At 67.7% G+C, this 23,164-nt stretch carries 23 protein-coding genes, 2 tRNA genes and 1 pseudogene; 11 read left to right on the forward strand and 15 right to left on the reverse strand.

The genetic code is table 11. From position 1 onward, the window contains the following. Positions 1-306: 306 nt before the first annotated feature. Positions 307-1,116, forward strand: coding sequence for a hypothetical protein (locus ACSVDM_RS06670; protein ID WP_067486980.1), 810 nt, complete (start codon positions 307-309; stop codon positions 1,114-1,116). 77 nt (positions 1,117-1,193) lie between these two features. Here the strand turns inward: ACSVDM_RS06670 and clpX are convergent, their stop codons facing one another. From clpX to ACSVDM_RS06695, 5 genes are all read right to left on the reverse strand, one after another. Continuing rightward, positions 1,194-2,474: an ATP-dependent Clp protease ATP-binding subunit ClpX gene (gene clpX, locus ACSVDM_RS06675; RefSeq protein ID WP_067486214.1), complete on the reverse strand. Its 1,281-nt coding sequence runs from the start codon at positions 2,472-2,474 to the stop codon at positions 1,194-1,196. Positions 2,475-2,686: 212 nt separating this feature from the next. Further along, a complete protein-coding gene (locus ACSVDM_RS06680; RefSeq protein ID WP_439263620.1) occupies positions 2,687-3,352 on the reverse strand; it encodes an ATP-dependent Clp protease proteolytic subunit in 666 nt (221 codons plus the stop codon). Between the two features lie 45 nt (positions 3,353-3,397). After that, entirely contained in the window at positions 3,398-3,973 is a 576-nt protein-coding gene (locus tag ACSVDM_RS06685; RefSeq protein WP_439263622.1) for an ATP-dependent Clp protease proteolytic subunit, read from the reverse strand. A gap of 167 nt (positions 3,974-4,140) precedes the next feature. Then, on the reverse strand, positions 4,141-5,505 hold the full coding sequence (tig, locus tag ACSVDM_RS06690) for a trigger factor (RefSeq protein ID WP_067486974.1): 1,365 nt from the start codon (positions 5,503-5,505) through the stop codon (positions 4,141-4,143). Positions 5,506-5,647: 142 nt separating this feature from the next. Further along, positions 5,648-6,169: an FKBP-type peptidyl-prolyl cis-trans isomerase gene (locus tag ACSVDM_RS06695; protein ID WP_439263624.1), complete on the reverse strand. Its 522-nt coding sequence runs from the start codon at positions 6,167-6,169 to the stop codon at positions 5,648-5,650. Positions 6,170-6,331: 162 nt separating this feature from the next. Between ACSVDM_RS06695 and ACSVDM_RS06700 the strand changes: the two genes are divergently transcribed. The 3 genes and pseudogenes from ACSVDM_RS06700 (at position 6,332) to ACSVDM_RS06710 (ending at position 10,064) form a co-directional block, all read left to right on the forward strand. Continuing rightward, the gene (locus ACSVDM_RS06700) at positions 6,332-8,809 is read left to right on the forward strand and encodes a phosphoketolase family protein (RefSeq protein ID WP_439263626.1); all 2,478 of its coding nucleotides are present in this window, start codon (positions 6,332-6,334) and stop codon (positions 8,807-8,809) included. 78 nt (positions 8,810-8,887) lie between these two features. Next, positions 8,888-9,625, forward strand: a pseudogene (locus ACSVDM_RS06705) (metallophosphoesterase); the annotation flags it as partial. A gap of 79 nt (positions 9,626-9,704) precedes the next feature. Continuing rightward, positions 9,705-10,064, forward strand: a complete 360-nt coding sequence (locus tag ACSVDM_RS06710) for a hypothetical protein (protein WP_439263628.1) — start codon at positions 9,705-9,707, stop codon at positions 10,062-10,064. Positions 10,065-10,067: 3 nt separating this feature from the next. Here the strand turns inward: ACSVDM_RS06710 and fabG are convergent, their stop codons facing one another. The 3 genes from fabG to ACSVDM_RS06725 all read right to left on the reverse strand — a co-directional run bounded on the left by fabG (position 10,068) and on the right by ACSVDM_RS06725 (position 11,049). Next, the gene (fabG, locus tag ACSVDM_RS06715) at positions 10,068-10,826 is read right to left on the reverse strand and encodes a 3-oxoacyl-ACP reductase FabG (RefSeq protein ID WP_357149829.1); all 759 of its coding nucleotides are present in this window, start codon (positions 10,824-10,826) and stop codon (positions 10,068-10,070) included. Positions 10,827-10,859: 33 nt separating this feature from the next. Beyond that, positions 10,860-10,936 (reverse strand) — tRNA-Pro (locus ACSVDM_RS06720). Positions 10,937-10,978: 42 nt separating this feature from the next. Continuing rightward, positions 10,979-11,049, reverse strand: a tRNA-Gly gene (locus tag ACSVDM_RS06725). Positions 11,050-11,698: 649 nt separating this feature from the next. On the opposite strand from ACSVDM_RS06725, the gene ACSVDM_RS06730 reads away from it, so the two are divergent. Beyond that, a complete protein-coding gene (locus tag ACSVDM_RS06730; protein ID WP_067486965.1) occupies positions 11,699-12,655 on the forward strand; it encodes a GGDEF domain-containing protein in 957 nt (318 codons plus the stop codon). Between the two features lie 95 nt (positions 12,656-12,750). On the opposite strand, the gene ACSVDM_RS06735 is transcribed toward ACSVDM_RS06730, so the two are convergent. After that, positions 12,751-13,554, reverse strand: a complete 804-nt coding sequence (locus ACSVDM_RS06735; protein WP_439263629.1) for an Fpg/Nei family DNA glycosylase — start codon at positions 13,552-13,554, stop codon at positions 12,751-12,753. A gap of 153 nt (positions 13,555-13,707) precedes the next feature. After that, positions 13,708-14,181 (reverse strand): ribose-5-phosphate isomerase, encoded by a 474-nt coding sequence (locus tag ACSVDM_RS06740; protein WP_067486200.1) that lies wholly within the window; start codon positions 14,179-14,181, stop codon positions 13,708-13,710. A 36-nt stretch (positions 14,182-14,217) separates the two neighbouring features. Here ACSVDM_RS06740 and ACSVDM_RS06745 point away from each other — a divergent pair, with 36 nt between their 5' ends. Then, positions 14,218-15,453 (forward strand): M48 family metallopeptidase, encoded by a 1,236-nt coding sequence (locus tag ACSVDM_RS06745; RefSeq protein ID WP_439263630.1) that lies wholly within the window; start codon positions 14,218-14,220, stop codon positions 15,451-15,453. A 95-nt stretch (positions 15,454-15,548) separates the two neighbouring features. Here ACSVDM_RS06745 and ACSVDM_RS06750 read toward each other — a convergent pair whose 3' ends face one another. Then, positions 15,549-16,190, reverse strand: a complete 642-nt coding sequence (locus ACSVDM_RS06750) for a mycothiol-dependent nitroreductase Rv2466c family protein (RefSeq protein ID WP_378670536.1) — start codon at positions 16,188-16,190, stop codon at positions 15,549-15,551. A gap of 151 nt (positions 16,191-16,341) precedes the next feature. On the opposite strand from ACSVDM_RS06750, the gene ACSVDM_RS06755 reads away from it, so the two are divergent. Beyond that, positions 16,342-17,562: an NAD(P)/FAD-dependent oxidoreductase gene (locus tag ACSVDM_RS06755; RefSeq protein ID WP_439263632.1), complete on the forward strand. Its 1,221-nt coding sequence runs from the start codon at positions 16,342-16,344 to the stop codon at positions 17,560-17,562. 9 nt (positions 17,563-17,571) lie between these two features. Here the strand turns inward: ACSVDM_RS06755 and ACSVDM_RS06760 are convergent, their stop codons facing one another. Next, positions 17,572-17,991 (reverse strand): MarR family winged helix-turn-helix transcriptional regulator, encoded by a 420-nt coding sequence (locus ACSVDM_RS06760; RefSeq protein ID WP_439263634.1) that lies wholly within the window; start codon positions 17,989-17,991, stop codon positions 17,572-17,574. Between the two features lie 64 nt (positions 17,992-18,055). Here ACSVDM_RS06760 and ACSVDM_RS06765 point away from each other — a divergent pair, with 64 nt between their 5' ends. Further along, positions 18,056-18,466, forward strand: coding sequence for a MarR family winged helix-turn-helix transcriptional regulator (locus tag ACSVDM_RS06765; RefSeq protein WP_439263635.1), 411 nt, complete (start codon positions 18,056-18,058; stop codon positions 18,464-18,466). A gap of 39 nt (positions 18,467-18,505) precedes the next feature. Then, positions 18,506-18,997, forward strand: a complete 492-nt coding sequence (locus ACSVDM_RS06770; RefSeq protein WP_439263637.1) for an NUDIX domain-containing protein — start codon at positions 18,506-18,508, stop codon at positions 18,995-18,997. Between the two features lies 1 nt (position 18,998). Here ACSVDM_RS06770 and ACSVDM_RS06775 read toward each other — a convergent pair whose 3' ends face one another. Further along, positions 18,999-19,961 (reverse strand): AraC family transcriptional regulator, encoded by a 963-nt coding sequence (locus tag ACSVDM_RS06775; protein ID WP_439263639.1) that lies wholly within the window; start codon positions 19,959-19,961, stop codon positions 18,999-19,001. A 122-nt stretch (positions 19,962-20,083) separates the two neighbouring features. On the opposite strand from ACSVDM_RS06775, the gene ACSVDM_RS06780 reads away from it, so the two are divergent. Further along, positions 20,084-20,842 carry an NAD(P)H oxidoreductase gene (locus ACSVDM_RS06780; RefSeq protein WP_439263641.1) on the forward strand — a complete coding sequence of 253 codons (759 nt, stop codon included), beginning with the start codon at positions 20,084-20,086 and terminating at the stop codon, positions 20,840-20,842. Positions 20,843-20,917: 75 nt separating this feature from the next. Here ACSVDM_RS06780 and ACSVDM_RS06785 read toward each other — a convergent pair whose 3' ends face one another. Continuing rightward, positions 20,918-21,736, reverse strand: a complete 819-nt coding sequence (locus ACSVDM_RS06785; protein ID WP_067642410.1) for an NAD(P)-dependent oxidoreductase — start codon at positions 21,734-21,736, stop codon at positions 20,918-20,920. 126 nt (positions 21,737-21,862) lie between these two features. Between ACSVDM_RS06785 and ACSVDM_RS06790 the strand changes: the two genes are divergently transcribed. Further along, positions 21,863-22,219, forward strand: a complete 357-nt coding sequence (locus ACSVDM_RS06790; protein ID WP_067486184.1) for a winged helix-turn-helix transcriptional regulator — start codon at positions 21,863-21,865, stop codon at positions 22,217-22,219. Positions 22,220-22,234: 15 nt separating this feature from the next. Here ACSVDM_RS06790 and ACSVDM_RS06795 read toward each other — a convergent pair whose 3' ends face one another. Then, positions 22,235-23,071 (reverse strand): phosphoribosylaminoimidazolesuccinocarboxamide synthase, encoded by an 837-nt coding sequence (locus ACSVDM_RS06795; RefSeq protein WP_067486182.1) that lies wholly within the window; start codon positions 23,069-23,071, stop codon positions 22,235-22,237. Positions 23,072-23,164: the final 93 nt, after the last annotated feature.

The following is a 23,164-nucleotide window of genomic DNA, read 5'->3' on the forward strand; positions in this document are numbered from 1 at the left end:
GAAAGTTTCCGAACACCAGGTAACACGCTGATGACCAGCAGCGACATCATCAACAGAAGCACCGAACGGGACAAAGGTTCAACGGCGAACCACGGAGGATCAACGAAGCTCCTCGGCAACCGGGCGCGAACGATGCGAATCGTTCGTCACCGTGTCCACGACGGCCTCTGAAACAGCTACACAGTTGTGCGCCAGAAGTTTCCGGCATCCGCATGTTCGATCGACCCGGACCTCGGATGTGCCTCGGGCGCCTCGATGCGCAACAATGACGCGACCAGGCGAACCCTTTTGCACACTGGAGTTGCGATGCGCGAGGAACACCCGCTCGATGACGAAGTCCTCGCGTTGCCCGTCCGGGTGGAACGTGCCCGGCAACGCATCACGTATCAGTCCGACCCGGCCCTGACCGACGCGCTCTCGGAAGACGAGCTGCGCGCCGAACGCGAGCTGGCCGAGAAGATCCGCACCTACGAGCGCGATCAGCGCTGGAAGCAGATCAAAGCCGCCTCGACGCACGCCGACCGCCTGCGCGAGACGACCGCCGAGCTCGAACGAGCCGAGATGGCCGACCTCATGCTCGCCCGCAAGGCCATCGCCGCGCAGCGCCGCGAATCCAACCCGCGCGCCCGGCTGGCCTCCCTCTACCAGCACCGAACCTGGTCGTTGCGCGCGCTCGCCGGCGTGGTGATCGCGGGCATGCTGTGGTCGGCGGTGAACGTGCAGCACAACATCGCCCCCGGCGGCCCCAGCGACCCGCTGTTCTGGGCGAGTTTCGGCCTGGAGGCGATGATCAGCGTCTGCCTGGTCATCATCATGATCGGCACCACCCGGGTCTCGGAGTGGGGCGTGATGGGCAACCGCACCCAGGTGTTCGTCGCCGAGGGTTTCCTGCTCGCACTCACCATCGCCCTCAACACCTACCCGCATCTGAGCGCGGGCAACTGGTACGACGCCGCCGTGCACGCGGTGGCCCCCGTGATGATCGGTGTGGCCCTGCTCATCCACAATGCCGCCAGCGCGCGTTACAGCACCGCCATCGCCCGTGCCTCGGCCGAGATCCCCGCCGAGGACGACGAAGACATCGTGTCGGCGGCGCCTTCCTTCCGCGACAACTGAGCGACCGCGACAACCCAGCACACAGCACAACGCCCGCCGGATCGGATCCGGCGGGCGCTGTGGTGTTCGGGGTCGGTCTAAGCCGACTTGTCGCGACGCTCCGTGCGCTGGGCCTTGCGCGGCACGATGGTCGGCAGGACGTTCTCGGTGACGGTGTCGGCGTTCACGACCACCTTGGCGACGTCGTCGCGGCCCGGGATGTCGTACATCACCGGCAGCAGGACTTCCTCCATGATCGCCCGCAGACCACGCGCACCGGTGCCGCGCAGGATGGCCTGATCGGCGACCGCCTCGAGGGCGTCGGGGGTGAACTCGAGGTCGACACCGTCCATCTCGAACAGGCGAACGTACTGCTTGACCAGCGCGTTCTTCGGTTCCGAGAGAATCTTGACCAGCGATTCCTTGTCCAGGTTCGTCACCGAGGCGACGATCGGCAGGCGGCCGATGAACTCGGGGATCAGACCGAACTTGATCAGGTCCTCGGGCATCACGTCGGCGAAGTGGTCGTCGGTGTCGACCTCGGCCTTGGAGCGCACCTCGGCGCCGAAACCGATACCGCGGTGGCCGGTGCGGTCGGAGATGATCTTCTCCAGGCCCGCGAACGCGCCCGCCACGATGAAGAGCACGTTGGTGGTGTCGATCTGGATGAATTCCTGGTGCGGGTGCTTGCGTCCGCCCTGCGGCGGCACACTCGCCTGCGTGCCCTCCAGGATCTTCAGCAGCGCCTGCTGCACACCCTCACCGGAGACATCGCGGGTGATCGAGGGGTTCTCGCTCTTGCGGGCGATCTTGTCGACCTCGTCGATGTAGATGATGCCGGTCTCGGCGCGCTTCACGTCGTAGTCGGCGGCCTGGATGAGCTTGAGCAGGATGTTCTCGACATCCTCACCGACGTAACCGGCTTCGGTGAGCGCGGTGGCGTCGGCGATGGCGAACGGCACGTTCAGCATCTTGGCCAGCGTCTGCGCGAGGTAGGTCTTGCCGCAACCGGTGGGGCCGAGCATCAGGATGTTCGACTTCATCAGCTCGACGGCCTCACCCCGGCTGTCGCGACCCTTGTCGCCCGCCTGGATGCGCTTGTAGTGGTTGTAGACCGCGACGGCGAGGGTCCGCTTGGCGGTGTCCTGGCCGATCACGTAGTTCTCGAGGAAATCACGGATCTCCGAGGGCTTGGGCAGCTCGTCGAGCTTGACCTCGCTCGACTCGGCCAGCTCTTCCTCGATGATCTCGTTGCAGAGATCGATGCACTCGTCGCAGATATAGACCCCAGGGCCCGCAATGAGCTTCTTGACCTGCTTCTGGCTCTTTCCGCAGAACGAGCACTTGAGCAGATCGCCGCCGTCTCCGATGCGCGCCATCTCGTAGGTCCCTACTTCCTATGTCCGAGTGCGACCCTCGTCCTCCGATTGGGCCGGAATACGTTTCGGTGCCGACAATCAGAGCAATGGTCCCTGAGTCGACCGTACCTGCTGTGCGCGAGCCAGGTCGACAACTCGCGCATGTTCGATGTGTTGGGTTGTAGCAGAAAACCGGGTCCGCCGCCGGGTAGCAGGCGACGGACCCGGGCGTGTCACTTCTGTCCGCTGAGCTTGCGGTAGTCGAAGACCTGGTCGACGATGCCGTATTCCTTGGCTTCCTCGGCGGTCAGGATCTTGTCACGGTCGGTGTCCTTGCGGACCTGCTCCTCGGACTTGCCGGTGTGCCGCGAAATCGTGACCTCCATGAGACGGCGCATCCGCTCGATCTCGGCGGCGGCGATCTCGAGGTCGGACACCTGACCCTGCACGCCGCCCGAGGACGGCTGGTGGATCAGGATGCGCGCGTTGGGCAGCGCGGCACGCTTGCCGGGGGCACCGGCGGCCAGCAGCACGGCGGCGGCCGAGGCGGCCTGGCCCAGGCACACCGTCACCACGTCGGGGCGCACGTACTGCATGGTGTCGTAGATCGCCATCAGCGCGGTGAAGGAGCCACCGGGCGAGTTGATGTACATGGTGATGTCACGATCGGGATCCTGCGACTCCAGCACGAGCAGCTGGGCCATGATGTCGTTGGCCGAGACATCGTCGACCTGGTTGCCCAGGAAGATGATGCGCTCCTCGAACAGCTTGTTGTACGGGTCGGAGGTCTTGACGCCGAACGAGGTCTGCTCGGTGAACTGCGGCAGGATGTAGCGCGACTGCGGGTTGGCGGCGGCAGTGCCACCCAAGCCTGCGCGCGGGTCGATCAGATTGGCCATGGTTGTCTCCAGGGTCGAGTCGAGTGTGTCGGTGCGCGGCGTGGCTTACGTCGTCTGGTTCGCGTGGCTGACCACGTGGTCGATGAAGCCGTACTCGAGGGCTTCCTTCGCCGTGAACCAGCGGTCGCGATCCGCGTCCTCGGTCACCTGCTCGACCGACTTGCCGGTGTGCAGCGCCTGCAGCTCGTTGAGCTCGCGCTTGGTGTGCGCGAACTGCTCGGCCATGATCGCGATGTCGGCGGCCGAACCACCGATACCGGCCGACGGCTGGTGCATCATGATCCGGGTGTGCGGCAGCGCGAAACGCTTGCCCTTGGTTCCCGCGGTGAGCAGGAACTGACCCATCGATGCGGCCAGGCCCATCGCGACGGTCTTGATGTCGCACTCGGCGAACTGCATGGTGTCGTAGATGGCCATGCCCGCGGTGACCGAGCCACCGGGAGAGTTGATGTAGAGCGCGATGTCCTTGGTCGAGTCCTCGGCCGAGAGCAGCAGGATCTGCGCGCAGATCTTGTTGGCGATCTCGTCGTCGACCTGGGTGCCAAGGAAGATGATGCGCTCGCGCAGCAGCCGCTCGTACACGGAATCACTGAGGTTGAGACCAGCAGTAGCGGCTGTCATGACCCCTGCCTGGTTGATTGTCACGGATACCTGCCTTCTCTTCTCACCGATTGCAAACGGCCTACGGTTCGTCGTCGTCGTCTCAAACACTAACGAAACAGGGCGGCACCGAACTCCCGGTACCGCCCTTCTTCGCTCACAGCGCAATCAAATCACGCGGCGCGAACTTACTCAGCAGCGGCTTCGCCCTGCTCGGTCTCGGCGGAATCCGCAGGGTCACCGAACATTTCGGTGGTGTCGACCTCGTTGCCGTCGGTGTCGGTGACCTTGACCTGACCGACAACTCCGGCCAGCGCCTTGCCGCGGCGCACGTCGGCGAACACCGCACCCAGCTGACCGGCCTGCTGCACCTGCTGGATGAACTGCTCCGGCGACATGCCGTAGCGCTGGGCCTGGAACAGGATGCGCTCGGTGAGCTCCTGCTGGCCCACCTGGGTGCCCTCGGCCTCGGCGATGGCATCCAGCAGCAGCTGGGTCTTCACCGACTTCTCGGCGGCTTCCTGAGTGTCCTTGTCGAACTCCTCGCGGGAGGAGCCCTGCGCCTCGAGCGCCTCGGCCAGCTTGGCCTCGTCGTGGTCGAAGCCGTGCACGGCGTCGTGCAGCACCGCGTCGACCTCGGCCTTGACGACGGCCTCGGGCAGCGGCACCTCGACGGTCTCGAGCAGGGTGTCGAGCACCTTGTCGCGGATCTGACCGGCCTGCTCGATCTTCTTGGTGCGCTCGACGCGGCCCTTCAGGTCTTCCTTGAGCTCGTCGATGGTGTCGAATTCGCTGGCCAGCTGGGCGAATTCGTCGTCGGCCTCGGGCAGCTCGCGCTCCTTGACCGACTGCACGGTCACGGTGATCACGGCTTCCTTACCGGCGTGCTCGCCCGCCACCAGGGTGGAGGTGAACTCGGCGGACTCGCCGGCCTTCAGGCCGATGACGGCCTCGTCGAGGCCCTCGATGAGCTGACCCGAACCGACCTCGTGCGACAGGCCGGTGGTGGCGGCCTCGGGCACATCCTCGCCGTCGACGGTGGCCGACAGGTCGATCGAGACGAAGTCGCCGTCCTGCACGGCCCGCTCGACGCCGGTCAGGGTGCCGAAGCGCTGACGCAGCGAGGTGAGCTGCTGCTCGATGTCCTCGTCGCCGATGGTGAAGGAATCGACGGTGACCTCGATGCCCGAGTAGTCGGGCAGGGCGATCTCCGGGCGCACGTCGACCTCGGCGGTGAAGGCCAGCTCGTCGCCGTCCTCGATCTTGGTGATCTCGATCTCGGGCTGGCCGATGACCTTCACCTCACCGGCCTGCACGGCCTCGGCGTACTTGTTCGGCAGCGCGTCGTTGACGACCTGCTCGAGCACGGCGCCACGGCCGACGCGGGTCTCGATCAGCTTGGCCGGGGCCTTGCCGGGACGGAAGCCGGGGATCTTCACCTGCTGGGCCAGCGCCTTGTACGCCTTGTCGAAGTCGGGCTTCAGCTCCTCGAAGGGCACCTCGACGTTGATCCGGACCCGGGTCGGGCTCAGCTGCTCGACGGTGCTCTTCACGGACATGCTCCTTGGTTCGTAGTTCATGGTGGTGGCCCCCGCATGGGGCGTCGCGCCCTGAGTCGGTGCGGACGCACGCATCCCGACCAGGGTAGTTGACCGCACGCGCGGTCGTGCAATCGGCGGTTGGTTGCGGTGGCGGCTAGCTGCCGACCTGCACCGCGTCGGTGACGAAGACCAGTGTCTCGTTGGGCGCGACGCCGTTGCCGCCTTCGCCGTAGCCGAGATCCGGCGGCACGATGAGCAGCCTGCGCGCACCCTGCTGCACACCGAGCAGACCCTTGTCCCAGCCCTCGATGACCTGGCCCGCGCCGAGCGTCAGGTCGAAGGGCGCACCGCGCTTGAACGAGCTGTCGAGGGTCTGCTTGTCCGACCAGGTGACCAGCGCGTAGTTCATGGTGAGCGGCTGCATGGCCACCGCGCCGGGTCCGGTGCCGGGCACCAGGTCCTTGACGAGCAGCGACTTGGGCGGGGTGCAGTCGTCGGGGATGGTGATCTCCGGCGGGTCACCGAAACCGCCGGCCACCTTGATGTCCTCGGCGATGCATTCGCGCGTCGGTGCCGCCTTGGATTCGGCCGATCCGCTGTCGGACCCGCACGCCGCGCTGACGAGTGCGGCGAGGGCGACCATCCCGGTCCCGATGATCCTGGGGAGAGAAACCATGGCCCGCACAGTAGTGGAGCGCGGATCCGACGGCGCGATCCGGCACGACCGGTAGGCTCGGCACTGCGTTTCTCCACCGGCGCCGCCGGGTGTCTTCCGGCGCGCCGACCAGTCCGGCGGCGGGCGACGCCGCAGCTCAGGCGAGTGCGAGGAGAGTCAGCGATGACCCGGCTCAGCAACAGCGAGGGCGATACGGCCGCCGACAACGTGGGCGGCGGCGGGGAAGGCGAGTCCCTTGCCCCCAAGCCCTATTCGCTCACCGAAACCCCCGGCCCGCTGACCAGTGAGGAACTGATCGCGGTCGACACGTGGTGGCGGGCCGCGAACTATCTCGCGGTCGGCCAGATCTACCTGATGCGCAACCCGTTGTTGCGCGAGCCGCTGCGTTCCACCGACATCAAGCCGCGCCTGCTCGGCCATTTCGGCACGGTGCCCGGCTTGAATCTGGTGTGGGCGCACGCGAATCGGGTGATCCGCGCACGCGACCTGAACGCCGTCTTCGTCGCGGGCCCCGGCCACGGTGGGCCCGGTCCGAACGCCTGCGCTTGGCTCGAGGGCGCCTACGCCGAGCTCTACCGCGACATCCCCCGCGACGCCGACGGCATGCGCCGGTTGTTCCATCAGTTCTCGTTTCCCGGCGGCGTCCCGAGCCATTGCGCCCCCGAGACCCCCGGCTCGTTCCACGAGGGCGGTGAACTCGGCTATTCGCTGCTGCACGCCTACGGCGCCGCGTTGGACAACCCCGATCTCACGGTGTTCTGCGTGATCGGTGACGGGGAGGCCGAGACCGGTCCGCTGGCGGGCAGCTGGCACGCGAACAAATTCCTCAACGCGGCCCGCGACGGCGCGGTGGTGCCGATCCTGGCGCTCAACGAGTACAAGATCGCCAATCCGACCATCCTCGCGCGCATCCCCCGTGATGAGCTCATCGAACTGCTGCGCGGGTACGGCTACGAACCGCTGATCGTGTCGGGCAACGATCCGTCGCGGGTGCATCAGAAGATGGCCGCCGCCATGGACGCCTGCCTCGACCGGATCGCCGGGTTCCAGCGGGCCGCGCGCGAGGACGGCGACACCACCCGCCCGCGCTGGCCGATGATCGTGCTGCACACGCCGAAGGGCTGGACCTGCCCCCCGGTGGTCGACGGCGAGCGGGTCGAGGGCACCTTCCGCGCCCACCAGGTCCCGTTGCCTGCCGCGCGCACCGACCCGGAACACCGACGGGTGCTCGAGGAATGGTTGCGGTCGTATCGGCCCGAGGAACTCTTCGACGAAGCGGGCAGGCCGGTGGCCGCCCTGCTCGACCGGATTCCCGATCGGCCGATGAGCCTCAATCCGGTGGCCAACGGCGGGCTGTTGGTCCGCGATCTCGACCTGCCCGACTGGCGCGAATACGGCGTGCCGGTGGAGCAGCCGGGCGCGAGCAGACACGAACCGACCAGGGTGCTCGGCGGCTGGCTGCGTGACGTCACCGCCCGCAACCCGCACAACTTCCTGACCTTCGCCCCCGACGAACTCGCCAGCAACCGGTTGCAGGACATCCTCGAGGTGACCGGCCGCGACTGGCAGGCCGAGGTCGGTCGCTGGGATGTGGCGTTGTCACCGACCGGCCGCGCGGTCGAGGTGTTGTCCGAACACATGTGCCAGGGGTTGCTCGAGGGCTACCTGCTCACCGGCCGCCACGGCGTGTTCACCTGCTACGAGGCGTTCATCCACATCGTCGACGCCATGTTCAACCAGCACGCGAAGTGGCTCGACGCCAGCCTCGCCGTGCCGTGGCGGCGCCGCATCCCGAGCCTGAACTACCTGCTGAGTTCGCACGTGTGGCGCCAGGACCACAACGGCTTCACCCATCAGGACCCGGGTTTCCTCGATGTGGTGGTGAACAAGAGCCCCGAGATCGTCCGGGTGTACCTGCCGCCCGATGCCAACACCCTGCTGTCCACCTACGACCACTGCCTGCGTTCGCTGCACTACGCGAACGTGGTGGTCGCGGGCAAACAGCCCGGGCCGGACTGGCTTTCGGCCCCTGAAGCCGCCGTGCATTGTGCCCGCGGTGTCGGCATCTGGGAGTGGGCCGGGCACAACGACGACCAGGGCACCACCCCCGATGTGGTGCTCGCCTGCGCGGGCGACGTCCCCACGCTGGAAACGCTGGCCGCCGCCGCGATCCTGCGCGACCGCCTGCCCGACCTGCGGGTGCGTGTCGTCAATGTGGTCGATCTCATGCGGCTGCTGCCGGCCGAGGAGCATCCGCACGGCCTGTCCGACGCCCACTTCGACACCCTGTTCACCACCGACCGGCCGGTGATCTTCGCCTTCCACGGCTACCCGTGGCTGGTGCATCGGCTCACCTACCGCAGGCGCAATCACGCGGGCCTGCACGTGCGCGGCTACAAGGAGAAGGGCACGACGACCACCCCGTTCGACATGGTGATGCTCAACGACCTCGACCGCTTCCACCTGGTACTCGACGTGATCGACCGGGTGCCCGGCCTGCGCACGCGGGCGGCGGGGCTGCGCCAGGAGATGGTCGACGCCCGGCTCGCGGCGCGCAGCTGGACCAGGGAGCACGGCGAGGACATTCCGGCTGTCGCGAACTGGACCTGGCCGGAGGCCTCGATCCCCACTGTGACGTAACGCGGTTGCGGCACGGGTCGCGGCTGGCCGACGATGGAGGCGATGACCGAGCAACGCCGTATCGACATACTCCCGCGTGACCGCCGCGACCTGCGCGGTCCCTTCGACGTGATCGGGGATGTGCACGGCTGCCGCGCCGAACTCGAGGCACTGCTCGGGAAGCTCGGCTACGTCGTCGAGCGCGACGACATGGGCAGGCCGGTCACGGCCGCGCATCCCGAGCGTCGCACGGCGGTGTTCGTCGGTGATCTCGTCGACCGTGGTCCCGACACGCCCGGTGTGCTGCGGCTGGTGATGGGAATGGTCGCGGCCCGTACGGCGCTGTGCGTTGCGGGCAATCACGACTACAAACTGGTGCGCGCCCTCGACGGCCGCAATGTGCGCATCGCGCACGGGTTGGAGCAGTCCCTGACCCAGCTGGCCGACGAGGACGACGAATTCCGCGCCGCCGCACAGGCTTTCCTGCGCGACCTGCCTGGGCACTACCTGCTCGACCGGGGCAGGCTGGTCGTCGCCCACGCGGGACTGCCGGAAAGCCTGCACGGCAGCACATCCGGGCGGGCCCGCTCCTTCGCGCTCTACGGTGCGCCCACCGGCGAGGTGGACGTGCACGGTCTGCCGATCCGCTACGACTGGGCGCAGGACTATCGGGGCGCGCCGGTGGTCGTCTACGGGCACACACCCGTCACGGCACTGCAGTGGGTCAACAACACGCTGTGCCTGGACACCGGCGTGGTGTTCGGCGGCACGCTGTCGGCTCTGCGCTACCCCGAGCTGGACACCCTGTCGGTGCCCGCCGAACAGGTCTGGTGTGAACGAGCGGGTATCACACCGGTGCCCGACTAGCGCCTACCATCAGCAGCGGACGACCCGACTCATCGACGAGGAGAGGTTCATGCGCCGTAGTTTGCTCGCACTGTCCGTTCTGGCTCCACTGCTGATCGCCGGTGTGGCGAGCGCCGATCCGGCGCCGCCGGGAACCGGGACACTCACCGTTCGCGCGATCACCGGTTCCGAACCGATGCCGGTCAACCGGGCCGATATCGAGGTCCGCGCCTGCGGTGCCGAGGAGGTCGTCACCACGCTGGTGAGCGGCGCCGACGGCAGCGCGAGCATCGCGCTGCCGGACGGCTGCTACGAGGCGCGGGTGGCGACGGTGCCGGGCGGCTGCGGCCTCGCCGACACCGAACCGGTGCGGCTCACGGTCACCGCAGGCACGGAGGCACGTGCGGAGTTCCGTTTCCGCTGCGCGTGAGCGTCAGTCCTTGGGACCGCCCGCCACATAGACGACCTGACCGGACACGAAGCCCGCGCCTTCGCTCACCAGGAACGAGGCGGTGTGGGCGATGTCGTCGGGCGTACCCACCCGGTTCACCGGAATCTGTGCCGCCGCAGCCTGTTTGAAGGCCTCGAAGTCGACGCCGACGCGGGCGGCGGTGGCCGCGGTCATCTCGGTCTCGATGAAGCCGGGGGCGATCGCGTTGGCGGTGACACCGAATTTGCCGAGCTCGAACGCGAGGGTCTTGGTGAAGCCCTGCATGCCCGCTTTGGCGGCGGAGTAGTTGGCCTGGCCACGGTTGCCCAACGCCGAGGTGCTCGACAGGTTGACCACGCGCCCGAACTTCGCCTCCACCATGTACTTCTGCACGGCACGCGTCATCAGGAAGGCGCCGCGCAGGTGCACGTTCATGACGATGTCCCAGTCCTGCACCGACATCTTGAACAGGAGATTGTCGCGCAGCACGCCCGCGTTGTTCACCAGCACGGTCGGTGCGCCCAGTTCGCCGGCGATCCGTTCGACGGCCGCGGCGACGGCGTCTTCGTCGGACACGTCGGCACCGACGGCCAACGCGGTTCCCCCGGCGGCTTCGATGGCCGACACGGTGTCGGCGCAGGCGGCTTCGTCGAGGTCGAGAACGGCGACGGCGTGACCGTCGGCGGCGAGCTTCTTCGCGACGGCGGCACCGATTCCGCGTGCGGCACCGGTGACGATCGCGACCCGTGAGGTAGTGGACATGCGCGCCACCCTATCGGGGCGCGTTCGTCGTGATGGTCGGGGTGACAGGATTTGAACCTGCGACCCTCCGCTCCCAAAGCGGATGCGCTACCAAGCTGCGCTACACCCCGATACCTCGGGGCGGTTCACGCCGTCGAGGGAAGTCATGTTTGAGCGGGTGACGGGAATCGAACCCGCACCATCAGCTTGGAAGGCTGAGGTTCTACCATTGAACTACACCCGCAGGCATACGACATCGATGGGATCGCCACGATGTCGTGTGCGCCACGACTGTACCGAATCCCGCGCGCCGAACGCCAATCCGGCCCCGCGAAACGTCTCGGCGCTGCGGTGAGTCCCCCTCTTTCCGCGCCCGATTAGGGCCCTTAGGCCCTATTGCGGGACCACGGGTACCGGACACGATGGTGGTTGCGTCTCAGGGGACCGACGCCTGCTCCACCCGGGGGAATATAAAGGAGAATTTTCCTCGAAAACCTGGCACGGGGGCGGCGGGTAGGCCACCATAAAAGAGCGCGCGGCGGCCCGACCGGTCGGCGCGACACCTTTGCCAGGAGGGACCATGGCGACAACACGCCCACCGCCCGAAATCGGGCAACACGCTGCACGTTTCGGTGTTTCCAAAGTTTTTTCGCGAAGTGTGTAACGCCCGGGCGGCTGTAGCGATGTCATAGCCGATCGCCATTCGCGAGAGACTGCAACGCGTTCTAGAACGCGGCTTTTGAGTCTCGAGTGGCTTGCTAGGATCCTTTTTGCCGGACGGGGGTATCTGGAAAGGGGGCGGTGAGCGTGTGCCGAACTCGGCGGACCCAACCGCGTAGCAGTGCGAACGATCGAGGTGGCAAGACCGTCGCCACCTTCCGCCGGTGATGTCGATGTCCGCACACATCGAGCCACCGGTCGCCGCGATGGCCCGCGCCTGGGCCCGCGCGGTGTGTGCCGAACCGGGATCGTCCGTGGCACCGCATCAGCTGGAGCCTGTGCTCATCGAGATCGTCGAGCGCCTGCTGCATCTGGCGAGGACAGAACCGTTCCCGGTACCGCAGGCGCGCAAGCTCGGCGCACGGCTGGCCGAGGCGCCGTTCGAACGGACGAGAATGCTGGCCCATGCCACCCGCTGGTTGCTCGGTTTCCCCTCGGGGGTGCCGGGTTCCCTGGTGGCGACCCGCTGGCCGCTGGTGGCCAGCCAGGCCATCGACAGCTACGCCCAGGCACTACAGGAGCGCGCACTGGCGCAACAGGAACAGAACATCTCGGCGAAGGTATCGCTGCGCGTGCAGGAGATCGCCGCGCTGCAGCACCGCCTGCGCCACGAGGCCACCCACGATGCCCTGACCGACCTGGCGAACCGCACACTCCTGCAGGAACGGGTGCGTGCCTTCGCCGCCGACCCGACCCGTGGAGTCGGGGTGCTTGTGGTGGACCTGGACCGCTTCAAACAGATCAACGACGGCTACGGACATGCGATCGGTGACGAGGTGCTCGTCGAGCTGGCCAACCGGCTGCGCGAGGTGTGCCCGCCCGACACCGTGATCTGCCGGTACGGCGGCGACGAGTTCGTCGTGGCGGCCAATCCGCGCCGCGACACCCTGAGCGAGCTGGCGCACCGTGTGGTCGCGGCCCTGCGCGACCCGGTGTGGTCGAGCGCGGGGCCGGTGCCGGTGTCGGCCAGCGTGGGCACCGCGTTCTGCCCACCGGGAAAGACGTGCGATTTCACCGACCTGCTGCGTCGCGCCGACCGCGCGATGTATTCGGCGAAATCGGCGGGCGGGCGGCGTTTCGCCCTCGCCGAATCGGGCGACCCCGAACTGGGAACGGCGGTCGCCGGCTGAGTCCGGATCGCGAAGCCTGCACTTCGCGGCCCGGACTCGGTCGACCTTCTCTGCGCACCTCGGCCACGGTTTCGACCGTGGCCGAGGTGTTTTCGTCAGCGGGGCTGACAGACGTTGCACCAGAACAGGTTTCGGGCTTCCATCGTGCCGTGGGAGACCGGGGTGCCACAGACGCGGCACGGCTCTCCCTGGCGGCGATAGACGTAGGTGCGTGGGCGATCCTTGGCGTAGGACGGTGCGCCGGTGTCGTGTTCGGGGCGCACCACATGCATGCGGCCGGTTTCCACGCCGGTCGGCATGAGTTCGACGAGATCGGCCCACAGCGCGTCCCATTCGGCCGCGCTGATCGACGTCCCAGGCCGGAACGGTGAAATGCCGTGCCGGAACAGCACTTCGGCGCGGTAGACGTTGCCCACGCCGGCGATCAGCGACTGGTCCATCAGTAGCGCCCCGATCGCCCTGCGGGAGCGACGGATTCGTTCCCCCGCACGCTCGTGGTCGGCATCCGGGCGCAGCGGATCGGCCCCCAGGCGGGCGGTGAGCGCCTCGACCTCCGGCGGGTGCAGCACCTCGCACGCGGTCGGCCCGCGCAGGTCGGTACCGAATCCCGTCGCGGCACCGACCATCCGCATCCGCACCTGCCCCACCGGCACGGGCATCGGCAACTCCACCTCACTGAACGTGCCGTACAACCCGAGATGCACATGCACGGTCAGCCCGGACGCATAGTGATGCAGCAGATGCTTCCCGTAGGCCTCGGCCCGCTCCAGCACCTGCCCGTCCACCAGCGCGGCTCCATCGGCGAACCGGCCTTGCGGGCTCGAAACCCGCACCGCCGCACCAGCAAACCGCTCCTGATGCAGCCGCGCAATGCGATGAAGGGTGTGCCCTTCAGGCATGAGAGCACACCCCTCGAAACAATCTCACCAACTGATCTCGCAAGCACATGGGTAACTCATCGGGCACGGGCTGACTCGGCCACCTCGAGAGAGCTTGCCGCATCAGGGACTCATCCCGCGCCTGAGTCTGGCCAAAATTCGCGGGGAGGCGGATCAGTAGGCGGGGACTGCGGGGGCCTCGCCGGACTTCTCGTAGTCGGCGAGGATGTCGATGCGGCGCTGGTGGCGGGGTTCTTCCGACCAGGGCTGGGCGATGAACGCGTCGACGATGGCGAGGGCTTCCTCGGTGGTGTGCATGCGGCCGCCGATGCCGATGAGCTGGGCGTTGTTGTGTTCGCGGGCCAGCTTGGCGGTCTCGACGCTCCAGGCGAGGGCGCAGCGGGCGCCGGGGACCTTGTTGGCGGCGATCTGCTCGCCGTTGCCGCTGCCACCGAAGACCAGACCGAGCGAGCCCGGGTCGGCGACGGTGCGCCGCGCCGCTTCGATGCAGAAGGCGGGGTAGTCGTCGAGAGCGTCGTATTCGAGGGCGCCACAGTCGACGACCTCGTGTCCGGCCTCGAGCAGATGGGCCTTGACGTGATTCTTCAGTTCGAAACCGGCATGGTCGGCACCCAGGTAAACGCGCATGGCTGCGATTGTCGCAGGCGCGCTTAGAGTCGTTTCATGCACCCGCACGAACCGCATTCACCGCATTCGGCAGGTCCCCCACCGGAGCGTTCCGGCCAACCCGCCGACCGGCCGAGCGACGCCACGCCCGCCGACCAGCCCGCACCGCGGCCGGGCGAATATCCGCCGCCCCCGTGGCCGCAGGGGCAGCCGGGGTTCGCCGGGTCGTCGCCGTGGCAGCAGCCCAGCCCACCGACCGGCGCGTTTCCCGCGCCGCCTTCCGGTGCGTATCCGCCTGTGCCGCAAGGTTTCTACCCGCCGGGCGGCCCGCCGGGGACCACGCAGCCGATGCCGCGTGGACTGTCGCCGTTCGGGATGCCCGCGCGGCATCCGTGGGAGATTCCGCTGCTCGTGGTGGTCATCATGATCACCGGCGTGGCCTATCTGCTGGCGATCCTGATGTTGCTGGTGGAACTGGTCGCCGAGCCCGTTGTCGACGCGCAGGGCCAACCGGAGTCCGGCGGTTCGCTGCTGACCAGCCCGTATGTGTTGGTGCTGTTGTTCGCGCCGGTGTTGCTGTGGGCCGGACGTGGCATGAATTTCGCGCGTATGCGGATCAACGGGGTGAAGATGTCACCCACCCAGTTCCCCGAGGGATACCGGTTGGTGCAGGAAGCGGCCGCGCGGTTCGGGATGTCGAAGGCGCCCGACGCGTACGTGATCCTCGGCAACGGCCAGATCAACGCCTTCGCCTCCGGCCACGGGTTCCGCCGGTTCGTCGTGGTCTACAGCGACCTGTTCGAGATCGGTGGCGCCGCCCGCGAGCCCGACGCGCTCGCCTTCATCATCGGCCACGAGGTGGGCCATATCGCCGCTGGTCACGTGTCGTATTGGCGCCAGCTCGGCATGTTCGTCGCGCCGTACCTGCCGATTCTCGGGTCGTCGCTGATCCGCGCGCAGGAGTACACCGCCGACAATCACGGCTTCTGCAACCGCCACCAGGGCGCGGCCGGCGCCATGGCCACCCTCGCCGCGGGCAAGTACCTCAATACGGAGGTCGGTTTCGACGAGATGGCAGACCGGGCCGCCACCGAGAAGGGCGGCTTCGTCCTGCTGGTGAACGCCATGTCCAGCCACCCGGTCCTCACCTGGCGAATGTGGGCACTGCGCGACCGCAGCAAACCGGGCCCCATGTTCTGGCACCCGAGCCCACCACACCCCGGAACGCTCCCACCCCCAGGCGGCTACCCCCTCCAGACAGCTCCCCCGGCCCTCCCCCCGAAACCGCTCTGAGCCCCAACGCAACCACCACGGATTTTCGGCCGCCTCGGATCCGAGGGGCGAGACGTAACGGCGAAGCCGCAGTATCGCCCCTCGGATTCGAGGCGCTAATCAAACACAGGCTCTTCGGTGCGGGTGCGCTTGAGTTCGAAGAAGTGGGGGTAGGAGGCGAGGGCGACGACACCGTCCCACACCCGGCCCGCGTCCTCGCCGCGTGGGATGCGCGAGAGCACCGGGCCGAAGAACGCGACTCCGTTGACGTGGATGGTCGGTGTGCCCACATCGGGTCCGACCTTGTCCATGCCCGCGTGGTGGCTCACCCGCAGCGCCTCGTCGTAGTCGGTGCTGTCTGCGGCCTCGGCGAGTTCGGCGGGGAGGTCGAGTTCGGCGAGGGCGTCGGCGATCACGGCGGTCAGGGTTTCCTGCGTGGTCGCGCGTTCGAACTCGGCCTTGCGGTCGTGGATGCGGGTGCCGAGGGCGGTGTAGAGCGGGGCCAGGATCTCCTCGCCGTGCTTTTGGGCGGCGGCGATGGCGACGCGCACCGGGCCCCAGCCCGCGGCCATCAGTTCGACGTACTGCGGCGGCAGGTCCCTGCCTTCGTTGAGCACGGCCAGGCTCATCACGTGGAAACGGACCTCGATGTCGCGTACCTGCTGGACTTCCAGGATCCAGCGCGAGGTGATCCAGCACCACGGGCACAGCGGGTCGAACCAGAATTCGGCGAGATCCTTGGTGGCCTGATCGCTCACGGGTCTTCCTCTCGGTCAGCTGGGTGCGGGCAGGGCGGCGGCCCGCTGGTTGGTGCAACCGTGCCGGCGCCGGATTCGTTCCCCTGATCGCCGCCCGCGGCTAGGCTCGACGGCGAGGGAAACCGGAACGTCCGTGAGAAGGAGTCCGTGTATGAGCTCGAATCAGCATTTCGTGATCGTCGGTGGTGGGCTGGCCGGCGCCAAACTGGCCGAAGCCTTGCGCGCCAACGATTTCGACGGCCAGGTGACGTTGCTGGCGGCCGAGGACGACCTACCGTACGAGCGCCCGCCGCTGTCGAAACAGCACCTGGCCGGTGATCAGCAGCTGCCGGATTTCACGGTGGATTCGCCCGCCTGGTACCGCGATCACCACATCGACCTGCGCTTGGGTACCACGGTCGAGGCGTTCGATCCGGCCGCGAGAACGGTGTCGTTGCCGGACGGTTCCACCCTGTCCTACGACAAGCTGGCGCTCGCCACCGGGTCGCGTCCGCGCACCCTCGGCGTTCCCGGCGCCGAGGCGAGCAATGTGTACACCCTGCGCACCATCGGTGATTCCGATCGGCTGCTCGAGGTGCTGCGTTCGAAGCATCGGCTGGTGATCATCGGCGCGGGCTGGATCGGGCTCGAGGTCGCCGCGCAGGCGCGGGCGCGGCAGCTGGAGGTGACGGTGCTCGAGGCGGCGGAGCTGCCGCTGGTGTCGGTGCTCGGTCCGCAGATGGGCACCGTGTTCGCCGAATTGCATCGCGGCAACGGTGTGGACCTGCGTACCGGTGTCGTCGTCGACACGATCCTCACCGAGGACGGCGTGGCCACGGGCGTGCAGCTCGACGACGGCCAGGTGGTGCCCGCCGATGCGGTGCTGGTCGCGGTGGGCGCACAGCCGAATATCGAGCTCGCCGAAGCCGCCGGGCTGGCCACCGGCACCGGCATCCTGGTCGACGAGTCCCTGCGCACCAGCGACCCGGATGTGGTGGCGGTCGGCGACATCGCCGAGGAGCTGCATCCGCTGCTGGACAAGCGGGTACGCGTGGAGCACTGGGCCAATGCCCTGAATCAGCCTGCGGTGGCCGCGCTGACGATGCTCGGCAAGCCCGCCACCTACGACCGCCTCCCCTATTTCTTCACCGACCAGTACAACCTCGGCATGGAGTACACCGGCTATGTCGGTCGCGACGACGACGTGCGGGTTGTGGTCCGCGGCGACGTGGCGAAACCGGAATTCGTCGCCTTCTGGCTGGACCGGGACAACCGCGTGCGCGCGGGCATGAACGTCAATGTCTGGGATGTCACCGATCGCATCAAGGAACTGGTGACCTCGGGCGAACCGGTCGACCCCGAGCGTCTGGTGGACCCGAACACCGAATTGTGAGTGTGCGGCTCAGCTCGCCGACTCGAGGTTCGCGACCATACGTTCGAGAGTCGCTGTGCAGGCGGTGAATTCGTCCGCGCCGATGCCGTCGGCCATGCGGCGCCGGATGGTCCCCACGGAATCGGTCGCCGACTCGTAGGCGCGACGACCCGCCGACGTGAGTTCCCAGCGGCCCGTCGATGCACCGGTGATCCAGCCGCGCTCGGTCAAGCCCTGGATCACCGCGTCGACGGATTCGGTGTTGTGCTCCCAGAACGGGCGAAGCGCTCGCACCAATTCCGCACGATCGGGGTGGTCACGCTCAATCGTCGAGAGCGTCTGCCACTCGCGGCGCGTCATGCCGACGGCCTCGACGGCACGGTCGAACGCTGCCTCGATGAGCTGGTCCAGCCGCTTGACCTGGTACCCGATGAGCCGACGCTCAGCCATGAGAAACCTCCCAACGCATGTATATGTCAAAGGACATGTACATGCAAAAGGCTATCATGATGGCGTGAACGAGGTCGAGCACATCGAACGAGCCATGATCGGTATCCGGCGCCGCCAAACCAGACGGACGCTGTCGCCAGACGCGCCGACCGGGCAGGTGTTCGACGTACTCGACGTCATCGAGGCACACCAGGACCCCACTGTCTCCACCGTCGCCGCCGCCCTCGCCGTCGACCAACCGCGCGCGAGCAAGCTGGTGGCCGCCGCCGTGGCCGACGGCTCGGTGCGCCGCGTGGCCGATCAGACCGACGGCAGACGGTCACTCCTGGAGCTCACTGACCGGGGCACCGACATCCTCGCCGCCGCCCACCGACGCCGCCAGAGCGCTTTCGACCGCGCCATGTCCGGCTGGACCCCCGCCGAGCGCACCGAATTCGCCCGTCTGCTCACTCGTTTCGTCGACGCCCTCGACTGAGCCGCCACCGCGTTTCCCGCACCTGGCAGACTCGACGGCGTGGATGTCTACAGCGCGGGTGTACTGGTGTTCCGGCGTGGCGAGGCCGGGATCGAGGTGTTGATCGGGCACATGGGCGGACCGTTGTTCGCGAAGAAGGACGAGTCGGCGTGGTCGATTCCCAAGGGCGAGTACGAGATCGGGGTCGAATCGGCGGAGGTCGCCGCCGCACGCGAGTTCACCGAGGAGCTCGGGTTGCCGGTGCCGGACGGGCCGTGGATCGCACTCGGTGACGTGCAGTACGGCAGCGGATCGCGCCGCAAGACGGTCACGGTGTGGGCCGTGGAGGGCGACCTCGATCCGGAGGCGATCGTCCCGGGCACCTTCACCATGGAGTGGCCGCCGCGCTCGGGCCGCCTCGGCGAGTTTCCCGAGATCGACCGGGTCGGCTGGTTCGCCCCGGCGCTCGCCGAACCCAAGCTGGTCAAGGGTCAGCGTCCGCTGTTGCAGCGCCTGGCCGAGCACCTCGCGGGTACCGCCCCGACGCCGTGACTCACGCCCGCGCGAGGGCAGGCTGACGCAGAGTGGAGCGGAATTCCGAAGGGCTCTGTCCGCGAAGACGTTTGAATGCGGCACTGAACCCGAACGCATCGGAGTAGCCGACGGTGGTCGCCACCTGGGCGACGCTGCGATTCGGGTCGGCGAGCAGTTCCTCGGCCTCGGCCATCCGCCATTCGGTGAGATAGGCCAGCGGCGTCTCGCCCATCACCTCGCTGAACCGGCGCGCGAACAGGGCCCGCGACACCGCCGCCTCGGCCGCGAGATCGGCCACCGTCCAGCGCCGGAACGGATCGTTGTGGATGGCCTCGAGCGCCGGCCCGACGACCGGGTCGGCCATGCCGCGATACCAGGCGGGCGCGCAATGTTGCTGTGCCGCAAGCCAGGTGCGCAGCGTGCACACCAGCGCCCAGTCCAGGAGCCGGTCCATCAATGCCTGTGAGCCCGCGCTGAGCCGGACCGCGTCGGCGGCGGACTGCTCCAGCCACGCGCAGACGTCCGGGTCGTCGCTGACGACCATCACCGGCGGCAGCGCGCGCAGCAGCCGTTCGTGCCGGCGCCCGGACGCCCGGTAGGCGCCGACGACGAGCGAGGTCTCCTCGGGCGCGCCGGTCGCGGTCTCGACGAGTTCCGGTGTGGCACAGGCGAGATCGGCCGGGCCGAAACCACGGGGCACGAAACACGACAGCTCGTAGCCCATGTGCGGACGGTCGAGCGTGGCCCGGGTATCGGCCAGATGGAACGGCTCGCAGGCCTGGACGACGGCGGTGTCACCGGCCACCAGCCGGGTCGAGGACCCGTCGGCGAGCACCAGAGTGCCGCCGCCACGCAGGACGGTGACCATGACCAGGGGCGCCCGGTCGGCGAAGCGGATGGTCCACGGCGACCGCAGCACGGCGTGGGTGACGACCGATCCTTCGGCACGAATGCCGCTCAACAGCGAACTCAACGGATCCACGCCACCAGCGTAGACGAATTCCTATCGACTGGAGATGATCACCCATAGATCGTCCACGCGATTCACGGTTGACTGCAAGTACAGGGCACACCGCCCGCACCACCGACGACCAGGGAGTCACCATGTCGCAGCCCTCCGCCACACCCGAATCCGCTCGCACCGCAACGCCTCCCGCGCCCACCGGCCTCGATCACGCCGCGAGCGCGGGCGAATCGGCGGTCGACCGGCGGGCCCTGGTGGTCCTGTCGCATCACCGCGCCGATTCGCTGTCGGCTCATGTCGCCGACCGCGCGGTCGCCCGGCTCACCGCCGCCGGGTACGCGATCGACTTCCTCGACCTGCACCGCGAGAACTTCGACCCCCGGATGACCGTGGCCGACCAGCCCGAATGGGGCAATCGCGACAAGGTGTACTCGGCGACCACCGAGGCGCACATGCGCCGGGTCCAGGCCGCCGACGTGATCGTCGTCGTATTCCCCGTGTACTGGCAGAGCGTTCCCGCCATGCTCAAGGGCTGGATCGACAGCGTCTGGAACTACGGTTTCGCCTACGGCCGCAGCAAGCCGAAGCTGGCGGGCAAACGCATCCTGTGGCTGGGCCTGGCGGGCGCCACCGCGGGCGACGCGATCGTTCCCGGCATGCAGCAGCTACTGGAGGCCCAGCTCAGCGAGGGCCTGGCGTACTACAGCGGTTTCGCCGATTCCCGCGTCGGCCTGCTGCCCGATGCCGAGGACCAGCCTCAAACCATCGACGCCGAAGGCAATCTGGTGATCGGCGAGGCCATCGCGGGTGACGCACGGGCCGCGCACTACGCCGCGTTCGACGCGCGGGCCGAGGGCTTCGTCGACGAACTCCTCGCAGCCGAGTTGGTGAACGCCTGACCCCGCCCCGGGTTGCCGGGCACACAGCGCGGTCCGATCGCGGAACTTCCGCACGATCGGACCGCGTACTCGGGCTCAGATGCCGGGCACCGTCTTCAGGAGCACCTGAAGCAACTCAGAAGGCGTTCCCGCCTCGTCCGCGGCGGTGTTGATGGTGGTGAGCGCGCCCGCGGTGAATTCGGCGCTCTGCTCGGGAACGTAGCTCGCCGGGTCGTCGATGCCTGGTGCGTACTGAGCGAACATCCCGGCCATCGCCTGCAGGAACGGGCCCATCAGAGTGGCCAGGTGGGCGGCCGAACCACCGGTGGTGCGCACCATCTTCCCGCCCTGCTGGAAGCCGGCGAACATCGAGTACATACCGCCGAGGATCGCCAGGTCGTACATGGCCGCGGCACCGTAGTCCGTACCGACCCATTCGGCGCGCCCGAACAGATCCAGGACGTGCCGAAACCGGTCGAACGCGGCGGTGATACCGCTGTAGAGCAGGAAGGCCGCGGGCCCGCCGATCATCGACGGCACCGCCATGATGCCGCCGTCGATGAGCTCCACACCGTTCGCCTCGGCCCAGCGCCCGAGCGAGCGCCCCTGTTCCGGAGTGGTGGTCGTCAGATTCACCAGCACGCGGCCGCGCAACTGCTCGGCGGCGGGCTCCACGTGCTCACGCACCGCCGCGTCGTCGAGGACGCACAGGATCACCAGGTCCCCGGCCGCCATCGCCTCGGCCGAGGTGGACGCCACCGTCGCGCCTTCGGCAACCAGCGGTTCGGCCCGCGCGGCGGTGCGATTCCACACCGTCACCTCATGACCACCCGCCAGCAGCGCCTTCGCGAGCGCGGCACCCATCGCGCCGAGACCGATCACCGAAACACGCTGTACCGCAGTCGAGTTGCTCATTGCTCCCCTAGTCCGAAAGGTTGTCGCCGTCGCTCGGCGATGCACTCCCAGATTCGCCTGTTGCGCTAGACTTCACAAGTACCGACTGTGAAGTGCAATACCTACAAAAAAGTAAGTAAGGCGGAGATGAAGCAGCGACAGCATCCGTATTCGTGCGGCATCGATGCCGCCCTCGACGTGGTGGGCGGCAAATGGAAGGCCCTGATCCTGTGGGCCCTGTCCACCGGCACCCAGCGCTTCGGCGACCTGAAACGCCTCGTCCCCGGTGTCACCGAGAAGATGCTGATCCAGCAGCTCCGCGAGCTGGAGCACGACGGCATCATCAGCCGTGAGATCTACGCGCAGGTCCCACCGAAAGTGGAGTACTCCCTCACCGAGCGCGGGGTGTCGCTCAACGCCGCGCTGGTGACTCTCGGCGAATGGGGAAACGAGCAGATGGACCACATCTGCGCGGTGAAAGGTGTTGCCGCACCCGTGCACTGACGGGCGCGGCGACGACTATCCTCGGGTACCCGTCCAGCTCTCACCGGTGATGCGCTCGTAGGCTTCTTCGTACTTGCGCCGGGTCGCCTCGACCACGTCGGCGGGGATCTCCGGACCGGGGTATTCCTTGTTCCAGCCGGTGGAGGTGGACCAGTCGCGGACGAACTGCTTGTCGAAGGAGCGCTGGGGGCGGCCGGGCTCCCATTCGTCGGCGGGCCAGAAACGCGAGGAGTCCGAGGTGAGCACCTCGTCACCGAGCGTGAGAACCTCACCGTCCCAGCCGAATTCGACCTTCGTGTCGGCGACGATCACCCCTGCCTTCGCCGCGTGCTCGGCACCGCGCGTGTAGATCTCGAGGGTCAGGTCACGCAGCTTCTCGGCGACCTCGCGGCCCTCCTGGTTCACCACGTCGGCGAAGCTGATCGCCTCGTCGTGCCCCTCGGCGGCCTTGGTGGAGGGGGTGAAGATGGGCTCGGGCAGTTTGTCGCCGTCGCGCAGGCCGGCGGGCAGCGCGATACCGGAGACCGTGCCCGACTGCTGGTACTCCTTGAGCCCCGACCCGGTCAGGTACCCGCGCGCGATGCACTCGACCTGCAGCATCTTCAGCGGCTTCACCCGGATACCGCGACCGGCGAACTCGGCGGGCACATCGGTGGCCGACACCACGTGGTTGGGAATGTCGGTGAAGTACTCGAACCACCAGTTCGACAGCTGGGTCAGCAGCGCGCCCTTGCCGGGGATCGGCGTCGGCAGCACCACGTCGTAGACCGAGACACGATCCGACGCGACGAGCAGCAGGGTGTCGCCGTCCTCGTAGAGGTCACGGACTTTCCCGGCGTGCACATGCTTCAACGTCGAGCCTCCTGGTAGGTGCGAACTTTTCCGTAGGCACTGTACCGAGGGGGCCGAAACTCGTGAGCGGGTGTCGGCGGCAAGTGGCATTGT

Origin of the sequence: Nocardia sp. JW2 (genome assembly GCF_051843015.1) — a bacterium.
Lineage (GTDB): Bacteria > Actinomycetota > Actinomycetes > Mycobacteriales > Mycobacteriaceae > Nocardia > Nocardia coubleae.